17 protein-coding genes are annotated in these 19028 nt (G+C 32.3%); 7 read left to right on the top strand and 10 right to left on the bottom strand.

Going from position 1 to position 19028, the window contains the following annotated elements; all coding sequences use genetic code 11:
* The first annotated feature begins 157 nt into the window (after positions 1-157).
* From ACN1AG_RS02110 to ACN1AG_RS02090, 5 genes are all read left to right on the top strand, one after another.
* Positions 158-940 (top strand): hypothetical protein, encoded by a 783-nt coding sequence (locus ACN1AG_RS02110; RefSeq protein WP_417905318.1) that lies wholly within the window; start codon positions 158-160, stop codon positions 938-940.
* Between the two features lie 237 nt (positions 941-1177).
* Entirely contained in the window at positions 1178-3316 is a 2139-nt protein-coding gene (locus ACN1AG_RS02105) for an LPS-assembly protein LptD (protein WP_417905317.1), read from the top strand.
* Between the two features lie 10 nt (positions 3317-3326).
* Positions 3327-4214 (top strand): SurA N-terminal domain-containing protein, encoded by an 888-nt coding sequence (locus tag ACN1AG_RS02100; protein WP_417905316.1) that lies wholly within the window; start codon positions 3327-3329, stop codon positions 4212-4214.
* Positions 4214-5077, top strand: coding sequence for a 16S rRNA (adenine(1518)-N(6)/adenine(1519)-N(6))-dimethyltransferase RsmA (gene rsmA / locus ACN1AG_RS02095; protein WP_417905633.1), 864 nt, complete (start codon positions 4214-4216; stop codon positions 5075-5077). The genes ACN1AG_RS02100 and rsmA overlap by 1 nt, the downstream gene beginning before the upstream one ends.
* A gap of 181 nt (positions 5078-5258) precedes the next feature.
* Entirely contained in the window at positions 5259-6023 is a 765-nt protein-coding gene (locus ACN1AG_RS02090) for a polysaccharide deacetylase family protein (RefSeq protein WP_417905315.1), read from the top strand.
* 567 nt (positions 6024-6590) lie between these two features.
* Here ACN1AG_RS02090 and ACN1AG_RS02085 read toward each other — a convergent pair.
* The 4 genes from ACN1AG_RS02085 to ACN1AG_RS02070 form a co-directional block, all read right to left on the bottom strand.
* A complete protein-coding gene (locus ACN1AG_RS02085; RefSeq protein WP_367364503.1) occupies positions 6591-7376 on the bottom strand; it encodes a succinate dehydrogenase iron-sulfur subunit in 786 nt (261 codons plus the stop codon).
* 80 nt (positions 7377-7456) lie between these two features.
* Positions 7457-9346 carry an ATP-dependent zinc metalloprotease FtsH gene (gene ftsH, locus ACN1AG_RS02080; RefSeq protein ID WP_417905314.1) on the bottom strand — a complete coding sequence of 630 codons (1890 nt, stop codon included), beginning with the start codon at positions 9344-9346 and terminating at the stop codon, positions 7457-7459.
* Positions 9347-9357: 11 nt separating this feature from the next.
* Positions 9358-10791, bottom strand: a complete 1434-nt coding sequence (tilS, locus tag ACN1AG_RS02075) for a tRNA lysidine(34) synthetase TilS (RefSeq protein ID WP_417905313.1) — start codon at positions 10789-10791, stop codon at positions 9358-9360.
* Positions 10791-11198 carry a hypothetical protein gene (locus ACN1AG_RS02070; RefSeq protein WP_417905312.1) on the bottom strand — a complete coding sequence of 136 codons (408 nt, stop codon included), beginning with the start codon at positions 11196-11198 and terminating at the stop codon, positions 10791-10793. Before ACN1AG_RS02070 ends, tilS begins: the two co-directional genes overlap by 1 nt.
* Positions 11199-11457: 259 nt before the next feature.
* Here ACN1AG_RS02070 and ACN1AG_RS02065 point away from each other — a divergent pair, with 259 nt between their 5' ends.
* The gene (locus ACN1AG_RS02065) at positions 11458-11982 is read left to right on the top strand and encodes a hypothetical protein (protein WP_417905311.1); all 525 of its coding nucleotides are present in this window, start codon (positions 11458-11460) and stop codon (positions 11980-11982) included.
* 448 nt (positions 11983-12430) lie between these two features.
* Positions 12431-13936 (top strand): Npt1/Npt2 family nucleotide transporter, encoded by a 1506-nt coding sequence (locus ACN1AG_RS02060; RefSeq protein WP_417905632.1) that lies wholly within the window; start codon positions 12431-12433, stop codon positions 13934-13936.
* A 341-nt stretch (positions 13937-14277) separates the two neighbouring features.
* Here the strand turns inward: ACN1AG_RS02060 and cyaY are convergent, their stop codons facing one another.
* From cyaY to ACN1AG_RS02030, 6 genes are all read right to left on the bottom strand, one after another.
* Positions 14278-14589, bottom strand: coding sequence for an iron donor protein CyaY (gene cyaY, locus ACN1AG_RS02055; RefSeq protein WP_417905310.1), 312 nt, complete (start codon positions 14587-14589; stop codon positions 14278-14280).
* Positions 14590-14591: 2 nt separating this feature from the next.
* On the bottom strand, positions 14592-15560 hold the full coding sequence (gene mltG / locus ACN1AG_RS02050) for an endolytic transglycosylase MltG (RefSeq protein WP_417905631.1): 969 nt from the start codon (positions 15558-15560) through the stop codon (positions 14592-14594).
* 452 nt (positions 15561-16012) lie between these two features.
* The gene (locus tag ACN1AG_RS02045) at positions 16013-16399 is read right to left on the bottom strand and encodes a TfoX/Sxy family protein (protein ID WP_417905309.1); all 387 of its coding nucleotides are present in this window, start codon (positions 16397-16399) and stop codon (positions 16013-16015) included.
* Positions 16377-16706 carry a DUF2672 domain-containing protein gene (locus ACN1AG_RS02040; protein ID WP_417905308.1) on the bottom strand — a complete coding sequence of 110 codons (330 nt, stop codon included), beginning with the start codon at positions 16704-16706 and terminating at the stop codon, positions 16377-16379. The genes ACN1AG_RS02045 and ACN1AG_RS02040 overlap by 23 nt, the downstream gene beginning before the upstream one ends.
* A 3-nt stretch (positions 16707-16709) precedes the next feature.
* Positions 16710-18377, bottom strand: coding sequence for an energy-dependent translational throttle protein EttA (gene ettA, locus ACN1AG_RS02035; RefSeq protein ID WP_417905307.1), 1668 nt, complete (start codon positions 18375-18377; stop codon positions 16710-16712).
* A 147-nt stretch (positions 18378-18524) separates the two neighbouring features.
* On the bottom strand, positions 18525-19016 hold the full coding sequence (locus ACN1AG_RS02030) for a GyrI-like domain-containing protein (protein ID WP_417905306.1): 492 nt from the start codon (positions 19014-19016) through the stop codon (positions 18525-18527).
* Positions 19017-19028: the final 12 nt, after the last annotated feature.

The raw sequence follows: 19028 nt of genomic DNA, 5'->3' as shown, positions 1-19028 counted from the left end.
CTCCACTATAATAACATTACTATATAATATCCTACTAATTTAGTCAAGTATTATTTTATCATAAAAAAACCCATTGACAGTAAAAAAATCGTTAACTACACTTTACTTATTACTACTATTAAAATTGAATTAATATTATAAATAATGGAGAGTAACTATGTCTAAGAACCAAGAAGATGATGCCACCTCTACAAGTAAAGAAACAATAGAAAAGCAACATAAAAAATTTTTAGATTCTTTAGAAAAGTCCCGGACAGAACTTGAGGGAAAGTCAGTAGAGGAAATCAAAAAATTAAGTACATTGGAATTGGCTAAGTATTTTTGTGATGTTCATCTGCTTATTAAATATTATCAAGAATACCACCAAACTTATTCTGATTCCTCTATTACTAGTAAGGAGCTAAAGCACAAAGCGTATATCTATCTAGAGGAACACAGTAAACCTGATATAGGTAAGTTTATAACAGTCTTTGACACGCTGAAAACTAATATCTTACAATTGCAAGAATACATTTCAAGTAATTTTGGAAGTCCATTCACTATATGGATTGAACCTATTATGGAATCTATGAATAATTTGCAAAACCTAAATCCTGAAAATCTTGAAAATATGATCAATAATATGGAGCTAGTACCTGTTATTGTTGGTTTTAAACAATTATTAGGTAATCAGTCCCTAAAAGACCCCTTGGCAACTTGGGAAATGATTATTAACAAAGGTGGTAAGGATGCCGTTGCAAATCTTACTGAAGAAGATAAAATTGCTATTGCTGCTAGTGAGGAAGAGCTAGAACTAGAACTAACTTTATTGCAAATTGATAATAAGATCGACCGTTTGAAAGAAGAAGAAAAGGTGCTAGAGATCCACTTGCAAGGTGAATATGTTTCTCAAGTACCTACAACTGGTTCTGGTAATTTGGGTGACGATGATTTAGCTTAAATGAACTGGCATAAATAGACCTAGGCTGTATCCTTGTAGGGCACATTGCCATCGATAACCTTACTTTGTCGAAAGTTCGAAGGTATAGCTAATCGAATTAGCTATAGAACAACCTAATTTTAAAAATTACTACTATTTAACGTCGGATTATCGTATAAATATATCAAATTTAGTATATAGTATTATATACTATATGACCGCATTTTATATACCCCCTCACTTCAAAAGTTATCTTTAATGCGAATTTTCTGCAATATATTGATTATTATTACTTTGTTATCGGTTTTTGGTTTTGCAATAGCTGACAAGCAAGGGATGAACAAACAATTTAGCTTTATGTCAGCGGATTATATTGAATATAACCAAAAAGAACAGCTTATTTATGCTAAAGGTGATGTTCAAGTTATATTGGATAATTACTTCCTAACAGCTAATTCTTTGATTTATGATATAGGGCAAGATAAACTTTGGGCTGAAGGTGATATTAGAATTAAAGATCAGCAAAATAGAGTTATTCTAGGAGATATTGTTATATTAAAAGACAAACTAAAGGCAGGGATAATCTCAGATTTTATTTTATATTTTGGTGATAATACACTATTAGTATCAAAATTAGCAGAAAGAGTAAATGAAGATGTTTTTCGTCTGCATAATACTACCTTTACTCCATGCAAAATACTATGTAACCAAAAACCTATTTGGCAAGTTTCTGCAAAAAATACTGAGATATATCTTAATAAGAATAAAATGGTTTATAATCACCTATTTTTTGAGGTATATGGTGTACCAATCTTGTATATACCATATTTTTCTCATCCAACACCTAAGGCTCCCGCAGAATCGGGAATATTGATACCTAGAGTGCGGGATAATGCTTTGGGAATACCGCTATATTATAGAGCTAAACCTAATCTAGACTTTACTCTAACCCCTAGGATTTTTTGGCAAAAGCATAATATTATATATAAAATTTTCGAACTAGAAGCTCGTTACAAACCGAATAAAACTGATTATATATCTTTAGACGCTAATTATGGTAAAGTACCATACTCTATAAAAGATGGTGATGTAACGATAAAAAACCGTAAGGTGAACTCATATTATCTATTAAGCAATGGTAATTTTACCAAAAACGATTATAGATACGGATTTAGGTTACAACGTACTTCTGATAAAGCTTATTTAAAAAATTACTATAACAATTATACTCCGTATTTAATGTCTAAGTTATATTTAGAACATGTCAATAATTATAATTACTTATTGACGGAAGGAATATATTTTGAAGGGTTGGGAACAAATGATTCTAGTAGTACGAATCCATTAATTTTCCCCAAGGTTAGAACCAAGAATGTTATACCTCTAAATGACGAAGAAACTAGTAACTTAGTTGTAGAGAATAATGCATTAATCTATAAAGAAAGAAGTGGAAAGGAACTAGGTCGAGTTGCATTACAACTGGCAGTGGATAATAATTTTTTAACTGAGGCAGGTCATTTGTTTAATGTTACCTTACGGAATAGATCAGATGTATATTTTATTAATCACTTATATCCAAATGATTCTAGGACTAATCATGTTCTAACTAGAAATACACCTGAAATCCAAAATATTTGGCGTTACCCATTAGCTGGATCAATTTTTGATAAAACTAGCCTGTTTGTAGAACCAATTATATCCGTAACTATTGGACGTAGACATAATTCTAATAAGAAATTTTCCTTTATTGATCCATCAAAATATGAACTATCAGAAAATAATATATTCAATTCGAATCGCTATAGTGGTATAGATTATCATGAATTTGGCAATAGATTAAGTTATGGGGTTAATTCTTCTATACTATCGGAAGAGAATTATACAAGTTTATTTCTAGGACAAACCTATAACACTGCTATTAATGCTAACTCTATTAATAATATCGAAAATGTTGGTAGAATTGCTAGTAGTTTTGCTGATAAGATAGAGCTGTTCTATAGATTTAGAAAAAGTAGAAATTTTGATCCAATTAGAGATGAATTAGGTGGAAGCCTTAACTCTAAGAAAATTCAGTTAACTGCTGGATTGGTTCAGATTTCAAATTTACAGAAATATTATTTTACAGATAAATTAACTGATAACAAAATAAGGCAATTTTACTATAATTTCACTTATCAATTAACAGAAAATTGGTCAGTTGCCTATGATATGAGAGTAAATTGGCCAAAAAGCAAACTAAATGTTCTTTCTAAGAGTATCCAGGTGACATACTTGAATGATTGTGTTAGAATAGCCGGAAAACTTTCAGACAATTATATGGTAGATGGTAGTAGGGGAATAAAAAAGAATTCTGCTGTACCTGCTATTTCTATAGGTTTAAAAATATTAAATATGTGAGTCTAAAATTATGAAGAAGTTATTTTGTTTAGTTGCTATCGTTTTTAACCTAGCTATAGCGAAAGCAGAATTATCCAATATAGTTGCATTAGTTAATAATGAGCCAATTACATTACATGAATTTTTAGCTAGAAAACACATGATCATGGCACTTAACAATATTAACAATCCTGATTCTCAAACAGATAAGCAACTTGACAGGATGGCAATTAACAGCGTGATTAATGATTTATTGCTTTATCAGTCTGTAAACGGTAAAAAAAGTTCTGATAGTGAGTTAAATGAGTCTATAGAGACTATTGAGCAACGTAATAAAATGGCAAAAGGACAATTAATGCAACTTTTGAAGAGTAAATCTGTAGATATTAATAGTTTTAAATCTCAGATTGGTGCTGAAATTATCAAAATGAATATTTTATCTAGTATTTCTAGATCAGTTGCTATTAGTGCAAAAGAAGTTGATGCTATAATATTAGCGACTAATTCAAAAGATGCAGAAATATCGGCTCAAATCTTTACTTCAAAAGATAAACAGGATAAAACTTTGCAAAAGATGTATGGGTTACAAAAACGCCTTACAAATTGTCACGATATCAAAGAATCTTTATATAAAGATTTTTCTACGTTAGAGATAGTTAATCAAAATTTAAGTACTCTAGATTCTACGCTACAAACAATTCTCAAGGATTTAAATACAGCAGAGAAAAGTAGTGTTTTCGAGATGCAAGATGGGTTTAAGTTAATCTTAATGTGTAATAAAAAGATAGTTAATGTTACTCTAGATGAAAATGATTATGTAGTAAATCTTCTGACCAATAAAAAAATGTCACAAAAAGCCCAAAAATACTTTGAGGATATGCGTAAGAAAGCATATATCAAAATAATGCTACCTTTGTGATATACTCGAATGATCCGAGTACACTACCTTCGATCGCCAAGCATGCCAGCCAACATGGTATTGTTCCTATTAAGAAATATGGTCAAAATTTCATTTTTGATAGTAGTCTATGTGATAAAATAGTTCGCGTAAGCGGTCTCCGAGAAAATGACTCTGTATTAGAAGTTGGTCCTGGTACAGCCGGACTCACTAGAGCTATCCTTTCCCACAGCCCTAAATCTTTAACTGTGGTTGAAACTGACGCTAGATGCATACCGTTACTGACGGAAATAAGAGAGTTATACCCTAATCTGCATATTATTCATTCAGATGCTTCTAAATTTGATCTATCAATCTTAAGTCATGACAAAACACATGATAAAATAACTATTATTTCAAATTTACCTTACCAAATAGGTACAGAGTTAGTCATAAAATGGTTAAAAAAATCATACTTAATAAGTAGTATGACTTTAATGCTGCAAAGAGAGGTTGTAGAGCGAATATGTGGTAAAGTTGGGACAAAATCTTATGGCAGATTATCAATAATATGTCAGTTACTTTGTTCAGTCGAAAAATGCTTTGATGTTAATCCGCAAGCTTTCTACCCTGCACCAAAAGTCCACTCTGCAATAGTGAGACTCGTGCCTTTTGATAATCCATTAACATCTGAACTAATTGGGAAAGTTGAACTAATTACTAGACTAGCCTTTAGTGAACGTCGTAAAATGATTAAATCATCTTTGAAGAAACTAACCCCGCACATAGAAGATTTGTTATCTCGATTAAAGATTGATAATTCTTCTCGATCTGAAAATTTATCACCACAAGATTATTTGTCTTTAGCAAAATTATACTCAAATGAACCACTACATCGCTATTAATATCACTACCAGTAAATATTTATTGTTAATTGTCAATTTTTTACTTTGGTATACTTGGTAATGTAATGGTACAATTCTATTTACGGTAAAAGCAACCTACTTAACACGCGAATTCGGGATAAGAATTTGCCAATTCTTATCCCGAATTGGGGTTTAACCATATAATCTCAGGTATATATTTATGAGAATAACCAAAATCTTCCTAATCTATTGTTTCGTAGCTATAGTAAATCTACCTTATGCATTATGTGCAGATACAAATAAAACAATTTATATAACATCTGATGATGGTCCTCTTGGAGGAACCAAAAATGTTATTAATGTCATGACCCAAAAAAAGACTCCTATTACCATGTTCATGGTAGGATTACATTATGATAATTCGAGTCCTAGCCTAAAGAAAGCTGTTGATCTAGCTAAAAAAAACCCTTTTATTGAAATAGGAAATCACAGCTATACTCACGCTAATAACCACTATAGGAATTTTTATCATCATCTTCCGGATGTAATTAAGGATCTTAAAAAAAATAATACTGTTTTTGGTTTCACTGGTTCACATATCAATACTAGACTACCAGGTAGAGATGTATTCCGTCTCCCTAACCTAAGTAAAGATGATCCATATATTTCAAAAGAAGAAGATAAAGTAGAAAGAATAGATGATGATGGAATATATAAAAATGGCTTCTATCTATATGGCTGGGATTTAGAATGGACACATAATCAGCATGGCAAGCCAATTCAATCCTTAGATGAATTAGTGCAAGAGATAGAAGATAAATTTAACAGAAATGATACTGTCTTACCTAATAAATTAATTTTACTTATGCATGATGAAATGTTTCAAGACCAATTTAATGGCAAAGAAAATTTAAGTCAGTTAGTTGATCTTTTGCATAAAAGAAATTATAAGTTTGATTTTATTAAAAATTATCACGTAGAGTGATTTTTATCTATAAATGCTTTAAAGAATTGGATTAGAAAATAAATGGTGAGCGAATAATTTATATTAACCTCGAGTATCGATGTAAGAATAATTATTATTCTCTGCACGCTCGATGTCATCCCTGCGAAGGCAGGGATCTAAAAATGTTTAAGCACTTAATCCTTGCTACTTCTTTAGACCCCTGCCTACGCAGGGGTGACATCCCCCACAATAGAGATGATACTAGGTCTAGTATTAACTTGTTACATCGAATTGAGGTTATATTAATAACAAGTATATTTTATTTAAGATTAGCTCTAGGGTAATTTGAAAATCACAATCAATAGTTACCGTATGTAGTAGCATGAACTATCAAAGATGTCATTCCCGCGTAGGCGGGAATCCATAATATCTAATAGTCTTTGCAGGCTATTTTTTAGATTCCCGCCTACGCGGGAATGACATCGTTTTTGATCCTGTAAGTACCATTACTTACGTTGGTGTTTTTGATCCATGCGGGCAATGCCTACGCGGGAGTAACATCAAGGATACACTAATGCTATATTGAACTTAGGTTGTCTATTCGCTTTACACTCCGTGACGTTCTATTATTTGGCTTTTTATCTCTGCAATAGCTTTAGCTGGATTTAAACCTTTCGGACAAGTTTTTGTACAGTTCATAATCGTATGACAACGATATAATTTAAATGGATCTTCTAAAGCATCTAAACGCTCTCCAGTATACTCATCCCTAGAATCAGCAATCCACCGATAGGCTTGTAGTAAAATCGCAGGTCCTAAATATTTATCACCATTCCACCAATAACTTGGGCAAGAGGTGGAACAACACGCACATAATATGCATTCATATAAACCATCTAGTTTCTCTCTATCCTTAAGAGACTGCAATCTTTCAGTATTGGAAGGTGGCGGACTGTCAGTTTTTAGCCAAGGTTCTATTGATTCATATTGAGCATAGAAATGCGACATATCAGGCACTAAATCTTTTACTACCTTCATGTGCGGTAGAGGATATATCTTGACATCACCACGAATTTCTTCAATAGACTTAATGCAGGCAAGTGTGTTAGTTCCATCTATATTCATCGCACAGCTACCGCAAATTCCTTCACGACAAGAACGCCTAAAAGTCAAGGTAGAATCTATTTCATTTTTTATTTTAATTAAGGCATCTAGAACCATTGGACCTGTCTTGCATAGATCTAACTCATAAATATCAATTCTAGGATTTTCTTCAGAATCTGGGTCATATCTATAAATTCTGATATTACGTAACTTAACCGCTTCTCCAGAATGTTGATATGTAGTACCTTTACGGACTTTAGAATTAGGTGGTAATCTAAGTTCTGCCATGTTTATTCCTTATCCAAAATTCTAACTATATTTCAGAGCAATTTAAAAGCACACTTCTCTACCGTAGCCACAACTTTAAATTACCCTGCTGTTCTTTTCTGATTTAGTTTCTTAACTTTTACAGTACCACCATGGTCATTTTTTATTGGAAATAAATTTTCCTCTTCTGAATTCATAGACCTACCACTAAGCAAGTTTTTAATCTGCTGACCGGACAATGTCTCATGTTCAATCAATACTTTAGCTAATAAATGAAGTTGATCAATATGTTTAGTTAATATATTTTTGGCAAAATCATAGCCTTTTTCAATAATTTTTCTCACTTCTGTATCAACTAATTCTGCTGTATGTACAGAAGTATGACCTGCTCCCCTACCACTAGTATACAGATCTTCATTACTCGAACCATGATATACTGGTCCTATTGCATCACTTAACCCCCAGTCCGTTACCATAGCTCTAGCCATTTGGGTTGCCATTTTAATATCTGAAGAAGCCCCAGAAGTAACTTTATCTCTGCCAAAAATAAGCTCCTCAGCTACCCTGCCAGCCATTGCCACCGCTATATCAGCTTCCATTTTATCACGTGGCATAGAAAAACGATCATTTTCAGGAAGTCGCATAACCATTCCAAGTGACCTACCCCTTGGAATAATAGTTGCTTTGTGAATTGGATCAGAAGCAGGACAATACAACCCAACCAATGCATGCCCTCCCTCATGATAAGCAGTTAGTTTTTTCTGCTCATCTGACATAACCATAGAACGTCTTTCTACACCCATTAACACTTTATCTTTTGCCTCTTCTAAATCTGCCATACTTACTTCTTTTTTACCCTTGCGAGCAGCAATTAATGCAGATTCATTGACAAGATTAGCAAGATCTGCTCCTGAAGATCCAGGAGTTCCTCTAGCTATGATTCTAGCGACTATATTTGAGGCACATTTTATTTTCTTCAAATGTACTTGTAAAATTTGTTCTCTACCATCAATATCTGGATTAGGAACAGTAATTTGGCGATCAAATCTCCCAGGTCTTAGCAACGCTGGATCCAATACATCTGGTCTGTTAGTTGCAGCAATAATAACTACCCCTTCATTATCCTCAAACCCATCCATTTCGACCAGCATTTGATTTAGTGTTTGTTCACGTTCATCGTTGCCACCACCCATACCAATACCTCTGTGTCGACCTACTGCATCTATTTCGTCAATAAAAATTATGCAAGGAGCATTGCGTTTACCTTGTTCGAACATATCACGAACACGGCTAGCACCAACGCCAACGAACATTTCAACAAAATCAGAGCCAGAGATACTAAAGAATGGGACATTTGCCTCGCCGGCTATAGCTTTTGCTAGGAGAGTTTTACCTGTTCCAGGTGATCCTATAAGTAAACATCCCTTTGGAATTTTACCACCAAGTTTTTGGAATTTGCTTGGGTCTCTAAGGAAATCAACAATTTCAGTTAATTCTTCTTTAGCTTCGTTAATTCCAGCAACATCTTTAAAAGTAATTTTCGGGCCTTTATCTGAAACTAGCTTAGCTTTAGATTTACCAAAACCCATGGCTTTTCCTCCACCTTGCATTTGACGCATGAAAAATACCCACCCACCTATCAAAAGAATCATTGGAAACCACGAAACAAATATGTTAAACAACAAGTTCATTTTTGTATCAGGTGGCACTATTTCAATATGAACCGAATTGCTATTTAGGCGATTTATTAGATCTGGATAGTCAGCAGCATAAGTCGAAAAAGAAGATCCATCACTTAGAGTTCCATCAATTATTCTACCCTGAATTTTAACAGAACTTATTGCTTTTTCATCAATTTTGGTTAAAAAATCTGAAAAAGCGATATTACTTTTTCCTCCAATAAAACCATCATTTTGAAACGCATGAAAAACAAGTACTATTAAAACAAAAATCGACACCCAAATTAGAACATTCTTACTTTGATTATTCATCTACTACTCACCTAACAGAAATGTGTAAAACGCGATATAAAATTAGGAGAGAAAGAAACACTAAGCCTTCTCCCCAAACCTTGGTCATTATAATACGATATATGGGGTATGGCTATAACTTTTTCAAGTATCTTGACTACTGGTAGGGTGAATAAAATAGCTATATGATTGTTAAAACTTGTGTCTTTCAGTATTTTAAAATCTAAATCTTGCCTTATTTTACTATAATCCTTGATCGTTAGGTTACTGATCAAATAACCTGAATTATTAGACCTCTTGTATAATTCTACTTCTGCTGGTAATTTGGGCGTCGGGGCTAGACTCGAATCCTCACATACGTTATTCGTACTGCTTGCGGTTCTGTGTTCCGGCTCTCCTACAAATTCCTGAGCTAGAGCGAATTCTAGTTCATTGATATAGAAATGAAATCTACCATCCCATGCATCTACATTATTAAGTCTAATATCTATAGGTAAATTCCTACCAAATTCTCGGTAAATTATTAGATTACTACTAATTTTTTTAATCACGCAACCATGGAGTGTCTTAATAAAGTCTATTTTTTGTTGTAATAGTTCTGTTATCATGCTTATTGAGCCTGATCTACTAGTGCGGTTCTTACCGCTAATAATGATAAGTACAAAACTGATTACCTGTAGTGTTATTGCACTAGAAAATTCTGCAAATTTTAATAAATTTACAGTAGCAAAACCGAAATCATAAATTTTTACTGATTCTGCAATGCAAGCAATCAATTCCGGTTGCCATTTTTCTTCTACTACTTGGTTAATTCTAGATTGTTGAGAAATTATTTGATTCTTTATAGATTCTCCTCCTAGGGATAGCTTTTTTCTAATGATATTTCGTTGATATTTGTCAGATTCATTAGATTTATCTTCAAACCATTTTACATTATTGGTAACTAAATATGCAATTAACTGTTGTTTCGGAATGTTAAATAATGGTCTCACTATTTTAACATTATTATACCAACTAATATTGCTAGCACTAAGTCCAAATAGGCTACTTTTTTTTTCTAATCTCAGACAATAATTTTCAATATAATCATCCAAGTGATGTGCTGTTAAAATTGTCAATATATCTAATTTGCTACATAAATCAGTCATTAATTTATAACGACCTTCTCTAGCCCTTGCTTGTAAATTAGAAAAATTATTTTGGTGATCGAAATGAAGCTGGTGATATCTATGTCCCAATTTATGGCTTAAGTCTCGTACATACTCATGCTCCATCTTAGACTGCTCTCGTAAATGATGATTAACTAACATCACTACTAGCTTAATACTATTAGTGCTAGCCCATTTATGTGTTAACATTAAAAGGGCTATGGAATCAGAACCACCCGAAATAGCCAATGCGATAGACCTCAGGTGAGGTCTATCAACTAGCCTTTCAATATTATGCTGAAATTGTTCATAAAGCATTATTTAGGCAAATCTTTTTTGTCAGATTTTTTCTCAATAGAGCTAGTATCCTCTTGGTTTTCAGCTGAATTTTTGCTTAAGGATAGTATTCTTTTTTTATAGTCTCGTTCTTTGGCAAGATAGTTTTGAGCTTCTTGTGAGATTTTTTTATATAATTCACGTTTTTGGCCATTAATTTTAGCCACTTCTATTCTATATTTTGTTATTTCTTCTCTTAGTTCTGCTGAAATTCCTGCAGCATAAGACTTGAAATCACTCTCAATTTTTTGTAATTCATCATTAGTGCTACTACTAATATTAGTTTTATTGGCATTTGATTTTGCAACTGTTGTACTTGCCAAGCTATTTGAACTTAGTAATAGTAATCCTATTATAGTAGTAATTAATCTCTGTTTTTTTATCATCATACGCTCCTAAAATGTTTTTATATATTTTTTGCTAAACGTGAAATCTAGCAAAATTTAATATACACTATAATAATCCTCTTTAGTCAATCAAAAGATACTGAGAAAATCTTTTTAACACCAAATAATATCATAATTTTTAATATACTATTATATTTAGAATATTAATCATTAAATATAATGATTTCACTTGATATTAATTGATACTTTATCTAAAGTAGTTGAATGCAACAAATTTGTTAATGTACAAGGAGGAAAAAATATGAGACGTAACAACCTTACTCAGGGAGACTGGGCTAATCATTACCGGAAACATAATTTTTTAAAACAAGATAAAGCTCTTCCTAAAGTAGAGCCTCTTAAGTCGTATACAGCTAAAGATATGCTGTTATTGACAACTCTTTCTATGATTCGCCCTAACTCAATAGATAATAAAGATAGTTTGCCAGCACATTATATTGTAAAATGTGCAACAAGTGAGGGTTATACATTAGAGGGTACTACTACCTTTGATGGTATTACTACTCCTAAAAATAATACTACTGAAAAACCAATTTCTCACGATCAGGATGTTAGTAGTACAATGTTAACAGGAGCAATTTTAGGCATAGCTGGTAGTTTAGCTGCTGGTTCTGTTATTATAGGTTCTGTCGCTATATACATAGCATGTAAAAGTTCTGACAGTAAGAACGAAAACGTTGATCACCCAATAGATATAATAACAACACCCCAATATGTACTAGAAGAGACTCAAGATATATCTTTAGCAGGTAATACAGCAACGTAGGTAGAACAGTAATAAAAATAATATAGTATCAACTCTTCGCTGCTTTCAAGAATTATTTTTTAAAAGCAGCATGGATGAACCGTAGTCACATATAACGTCAATTCGGGATAAGGATTAGTAAAAATGCTTTAGCTATAACTAATACAAGATTTTGGATATGTATAAATTGCATTTCTGTGAATTCATACATTAATTGCTCTTCGTAGTGTATATATGTCTGCTATTTTTACTAATCCTTATCCCGAATTAACGTATATAGCTAACTCGAGAGCGGTTAAATTTATGTTTATATCAACTATTGATTGTGACTTTTAAATTACCCTGCTCAAATTCGTGCTTATTCTTCTTGACACTAAAGACAATAAGCTTTAATATGTAACCCTAACCAATAAATAAGTAGGTTAGGCCTTATATGGCAGTTATTTCTAAAATTTTTTCGTATCTCTCTATAACTCACAATACATCACCTACCTCAAAATTAACAAATAGACTGTCAGAATATGTCTTTCCTATCGAAAGGCATGAATTATCTAAATTTCTATATGTAACATTGTTGATGTTTTGTATTTTATTTATACAAAATATTATCAGAGCCTTAAAAGACAGTTTGGTTAATACCATGATTGGTACCGAAACTGTATCATTCCTTAAATTTTGGGGGGTTCTACCTTCGGCATTTCTGCTGTCGATAATCTATGTGAAATTAGTAAATAACATGAAAGGAGAATATATATTCTACCTTATATTGTCAATTTTCCTACTATTTTTTGCCTTATTTGCCTTTTATATTTTTCCTAATCATCTAGCATTACATTTGAGTAGTGAACATGCTGGCGTTTTAATAAAGTCTTATCCAAACTTGAAATGGTTTATATTACTTTTATCTAATTGGAGTTTTTCTCTGTTTTATATTATAGCAGAATTGTGGCCAAGCGTGATATTTGCATTACTTTTTTGGCAATTTGTTAATAATATAACCTCGGTGGAACAATCGAAAAGATTCTATCCTTTATTTGGACTTTTTGCTCAAACGGGACTTTACATATCAGGTAAGTTTCTAGAAAATTTAGCTTATTTAAATCAATCTTTAATTAAAAAGTTTGACCTACAACATACAGAGACTGAACTTTCAGTACAAATTATATTAGGTTGTGTACTGGTATTAGGCGTAATAGCATTGGCAACTTTTTGGATGCTGAACCATAAAATATTAGATAAAGTTCAGGTAGAAAAACTGCAATTTTCTGTCAAGAAACAATCGTTAACTCTTATAGAAAGTTTTAAAATGATTATTGCTTCAAGATATATTAGATTAATTGCTACATTACTTGTTTGTTATGGTATAGCTATAAATTTAGTTGAAGGACCTTGGAAAGCATCAGCTTCAAAGATTTATAAAACACCTACGGAATTTGCTGCTTTTGTTGGCAATTACCTAAGTATTACTGGTATATTTACCATTTTATTTGTTATTCTTGGCTCTAATATTGTAAGAAGGTTGGGCTGGTTTACAGCAGCAAGTATAACGCCAATAATGGTCTTTATAACTGGCATGCTATTTTTTTCAGTATCTAACTTTGATGGGTTTGCTGCCATAATAGTGGTTAGCTTCATGCTAACTGATCCTTCTTTGATTGCTATTACAATGGGACTAGTAAACAATGTTCTAAGTAAATCAAGTAAATATACTTTATTTGATTCTACAAAAGAAATGTCATATGTTCCTCTAGATACCGAACTTAAGACAAAAGGTAAAGCAGCTGCCGACGTAATTGGTACTAAACTTGGAAAGTCAGCAAGTGCCCTTCTCCAGTCTTTAATATTTATTATTTTGCCTTGTGCGACTTATCAATCTATTTCTATATATTTAATGATAGTATTTGGCATAATTTGTACCATATGGATTTGGGTGATTAAAGAATTAAGTAAAGAGTACAATAATATAACATCATGAATCTTAGATATTATTCCTTAAATTTAAGATAATAACTAATATACTCAAATGATTTGAAGAATTGGATTTGAAAATGAATGGTGAGCATGCGAATCAATGATATTTTCAAAAAACAATTCTTCAAAGCAGAAGAGTATAGCTACAATCATAGTACCCTACATTTTTCTATAATCGTCATCGCAAGGCATCTTTAGATGCCTTGGCGATCTAGGTAAACAGCGAAGCTGTTTTTTCTAGTACGCTTCGCGTAATCTTGGATTGCCGCGTCGTCGCTTTCAGCGACTCCTCGCAATGACGATTATCAGCCATTTTAATAGTGGTTATATAAAAAATGTAGGGTACTATGAGCTACAATTTAGCATATTAATTTTTAACTCCTGCTCTAAAATAACAACTAGATCATCAGAGGATTTTGATTTCCATTTACCAGCAACATAATAAAAATGGTAAGGACCACTAATCGGTGAAGATAACCAAATTTCTTTAGCAGCTGAGTGTTTGTTAATAACAAATACTCCTTGGTTAGTAGTTAGGGTTAGAATATCACCTTGAAAATCAATATCGATAAGACAATTCTTATCTTCTGCTTCAATTGTATCGGCAATTAAAGATATTGTTTTTTCAGCCAATTTGGCAAATTCAGTATTGTCCATACTTAATGCTCCTTCAAACTGTTGCGATAAATCTCAACATACTTATTGTGATCGTTAAGGTTATTGGAAAAATTATGTCCTCCCTTAATGTTCACAACAAAATATAATGAATCAATTTTAGCAGGATTTACTACAGCTTCTAAAGATTTCACTCCAGGGCAAGAAATAGCTCCAAGTGGTAAATTAAAGACATAATATGTATTATAGGGTGATTGGATAGCTAAGTCTTTTTTAGTTAATCGCCTTGCTAGTTTATCTTTCCCAAGTGTTATAGCATAAATCGTCGTTGGATCTGCTTGCAATTTCATATGTTTGGTAAGACGATTTAGAAATACAGCAGCAATCAAAGGTTTTTCTGCATCTAAGCTAGCTTCCTTCTCTACAATGGATGCTAAAATTAAGACGTCAAGACGGGTTTTTAATGGGGAATTGGGTGATAATTTCTCCATGACTTTGTCAAGCTGCAGGGACATTAATTTTCGCATTTTATCAATGATCTGCTCTTTTTGATCACCATATGAAAAAAAATAAGTAGATGGCATTAAAAATCCTTCAGGAATTGTTCCTAGAATCTCACCAATTAAGCGTTCTTCATTATTAATCTTTTGTATTATTTCATGCACAAGCATACCCTCGGGTATAATCATTTTATGAATAATCGATTTGCCACTGGACAATATTTTTAAAGTTTGCATTGGAGAAATATTTTGAGTAAAAATATATTCCCCACTTTTTATAGGATGTTTTAATGAATATATTTTTGTAAGAAATGCAAATAAATAAGGATATTTAATGATTTTGTTATCATTTAATATCGTAGTAATTTGATTAATCGACAATTTAGGCTTGATTATTAGAGTTTTACTTTCTGCAAGTAAACCAGGTACAAATAAGTAAAATATACAAAAATTGATTCCGCTGATCAACAAAATCAATGTAATAGTTACAAAAACAATTTTTATTTTTAGTATTTTCTTAAACAAGCTATACCTAATTAGAATTAGATGATTTCAGAAGATTATAACATAAAATAAACTAGCACTAATAGTATACTTTAGAATAAAAAATCAAGAATTGCGTTGTCGTCTTCAGGAGCAGCATTGACCATAGTACCCTACTTTTTTCTATAATCGTCATCGCGAGGCATCTTTAGATGCCGTGGCGATCCAGGTAAACAGCGAAGCTGTTTTTTCTAGCACGCTTCGCGTATCCTGGATTGCCGCGTCACCGCTTTCAGCGACTCCTCGCTAATAGACAATCAGCAGCAATTTTAATAGTGGTTATATAAAAAAAAGTAGGGTTCTATGAGCATTGACATACGCCTCAACTTCTTCTTCACTTTGTAATTGTTCTCTTAAGTAATTAGCAAATTTTTCCATATGATCTCATATAACGCGAATTCGGGATAAGAATTAACTAATTCTTATCTCGAATTGGGGTATATACTCAAATGATTTAAAGCATGAGGTATTTTCTTGGAATTAATAGATACATTAAACGCCATAGAGACCCATTTTCCAAGTGCTTCCTCTTGATCTAAAATTTCAGGTAATACTTTCCAATATGATATAGTTACCAGCTTATTTTTGCTATTATAGGTAAATGGCTGTGAGCCAAAAGATTTAAAATATTTAGCGGCGAAGCTATCTGCTTTAAAATATAGCTCACTTTCTGCAATAATCCCTATTATCACTCTATCTTTATATATACCATAACTACCGAACATCGCACGAGTAGTTATTTGACCGAAAGGTGCTAATATATCTTTTATATATTCAATAAATTCATTATTTCTTACAATCTTGTACATACTTTGTACTTTTTATTTTTATAAGCTCATCATACTTTGCTTTAAGTTCATCTAGAGAATAATTACCATCATAATAGCCTTGGATATTAATGATTCTTTCTAAATAAAAATTCAACTGCTCAGCATTATTCTTTAGAATATCGTTATCAATTTTTAAGTCTTTCGTAATATAGGCCAATGCTTGATTTTTGATAGCTGAGCAGTATAATTTAAATTCTTGAATTTTTTTTATAATGCTTGGAATATCTTCTGGCTTCATTACTATCAGTGCTACTAACATAACCACTAATATTTCTCCTAGAGACATATTTTATACTAACTTTTTATGACGATATTTAGGATTAATAATATTTTCCCCTGTTAAATTAATCATATAATCATGGTAATCTTGGTAATTTCCTTCAAACCATGTAGCATTTCCATCTTTATCAAAAGCAATAATATGTGTTGCTATTCTATCTAAAAACCAACGATCATGGCTTATTACTAATACACATCCAGCAAAATCCAAAATCGCATCTTCCAAGGCTCGTAACGTATCAACATCAAGATCATTCGATGGTTCATCAAGTAATATAACGTTAGCTCCCTCTTTTAGTAATTTGGCTATATGCACTCTATTACGTTCACCACCAGAAAGTTGCCCTACTTTCTTCTGTTGGTCTCCACCCCTAAAATTAAAGGCTGCACAATAAGCTCGACTTTTCATTGATCTAGAACCAAGTTGTAACTCTTCAAGACCTGAGGAAATCTCATCCCACACAGTCTTGTTATCGTCTAAATCATCTCTTGATTGATCAACGTAACCAAGTTTAACAGTTTGTCCTAATTTAATAGAGCCGTGATTTGGATCAGTTTTGCCAGTGATAATGTTAAATAAAGTTGATTTACCTGCTCCATTTGGACCTATAATACCAACAATAGCTCCTGGAACAACCTTAAAGCTAAAATCTGATAACAACACCTTATCACCGTATCTCTTTGCTATATGCTCTGCCTCTATAACTAAATCGCCTAAGCGTGGACCATTAGGTATAATAATTTGTGCAGTGCCGGATCTTTGTTCTTTTTGTTTGGTCAACAAATCCTGATAGGCGGTAATTCTAGCCTTACTTTTTGATTGCCTAGCTTTTGGTGATTGACGTATCCATTCAAGTTCTCTTTTTAATTGTTTACTCCTATCATCTTCTTCTTTATCTTCAAGCTCTAATTTTGCTTGCTTTTGCTCGAGCCAAGCAGTGTAATTAGAATGCCATGGAACACATCTACCACGATCCACCTCTAATATCCAATCCGTTACATTATCAAGAAAATATCGATCATGGGTAATAACTACTACAGTACCTTTATAATTTTTTAAATAATTTTCTAGCCAAGATACCGATTCAGCATCTAAATGGTTTGTCGGTTCATCAAGTAATAACATATCAGGCTTTTCTAGTAAAAGTTTACATAACCCAACTCGCCTTTTTTCCCCACCTGAGATTTTTGTAACATCAGCATCTTTATCTGGACACCTTAATGCAAACATAGCAATCTCTATTTCCCTCTCTAAACTCCAAGCATCACAACTATCTATTTTCTCCTGTAGATCAGCCTGTTTTGCTAGAAGTTCGTTCATTGCATCATCTGACATTTCCTCAGCAAATTTATAGCTTATTTCATTAAATTCATCGATTAAAGCTTTCTTCTCACTTAAACTTTCCATAATATTATCAAAAACATTTCTAGTAGGATCAAGATGCGGCTCCTGAGCTAAATAGCCAACTCTAATCCCACTAGCTACAAAAGCCTCACCGTCATATTCTTTGTCAATACCTGCCATAATTTTTAGAAGAGTAGATTTACCTGCACCATTTGGACCAATAATACCAATTTTTGCCCCTGGTAAGAAGGATAAATACGTTTCTTTTAAGATTTGTTTACCATTGATAGTCTTACTTAGACCATTCATAACATAAACATATTGATATGACATAACTCTTAATTCCTTTATTGTCGATTATTTTTTATAATTTACTTGTAGCTTTTAACTTTATAAATAGTTGGTGGAAAGATTAACCTTAATATATATGAATTAATTCTATAGTTTTTGTAACATAAAGTATAAATTACTTTTTGCAGTTTAATTAATACCTATATAGATATCTACTATTGCGTTTTTGTAATCTATACTACGTTCATCATAAATTTCAAAATCTGCACGATAACTTCTAGTACCCCCCAAAGATTCTGATGACATTTGCCAAATTTTTTGCCAACTATTTATTACAATATCAGGCATTGAACCAGCTTCAGTGGTAAACTTTATATATTTTTGTTCAGGAATAATTAAACTATCTAGACCTTTTGGAATAACTGCAATGTCACTACTCTCTTCTCCAAGAAAATAACTATATTCTCCTGTATGATCACTTTCATACTCAGTATATACAGAAAAAATAACATTAGGATTTACCCTATTAGGGATTCTACTAGCAAAATCCTGCTGAAGAAACTTTTGAAAGCAAGAAGCAATTTGGGCTGTTTCAGGGTTCAGCTCAACTATGTTGGAAGTACGCACCTTATTAATACCTACAAGCTTTATAGTCTTTAATTGTAATTGAGTTTTTTTCATATATTCACCTTT

Origin of the sequence: Candidatus Tisiphia endosymbiont of Micropterix aruncella, assembly GCF_965178575.1 — a bacterium.
Taxonomy (GTDB): domain Bacteria; phylum Pseudomonadota; class Alphaproteobacteria; order Rickettsiales; family Rickettsiaceae; genus Tisiphia.
Note: the sequence above shows the minus strand (reverse complement) of the source record. Positions and strands in the feature narration are given on the sequence as shown.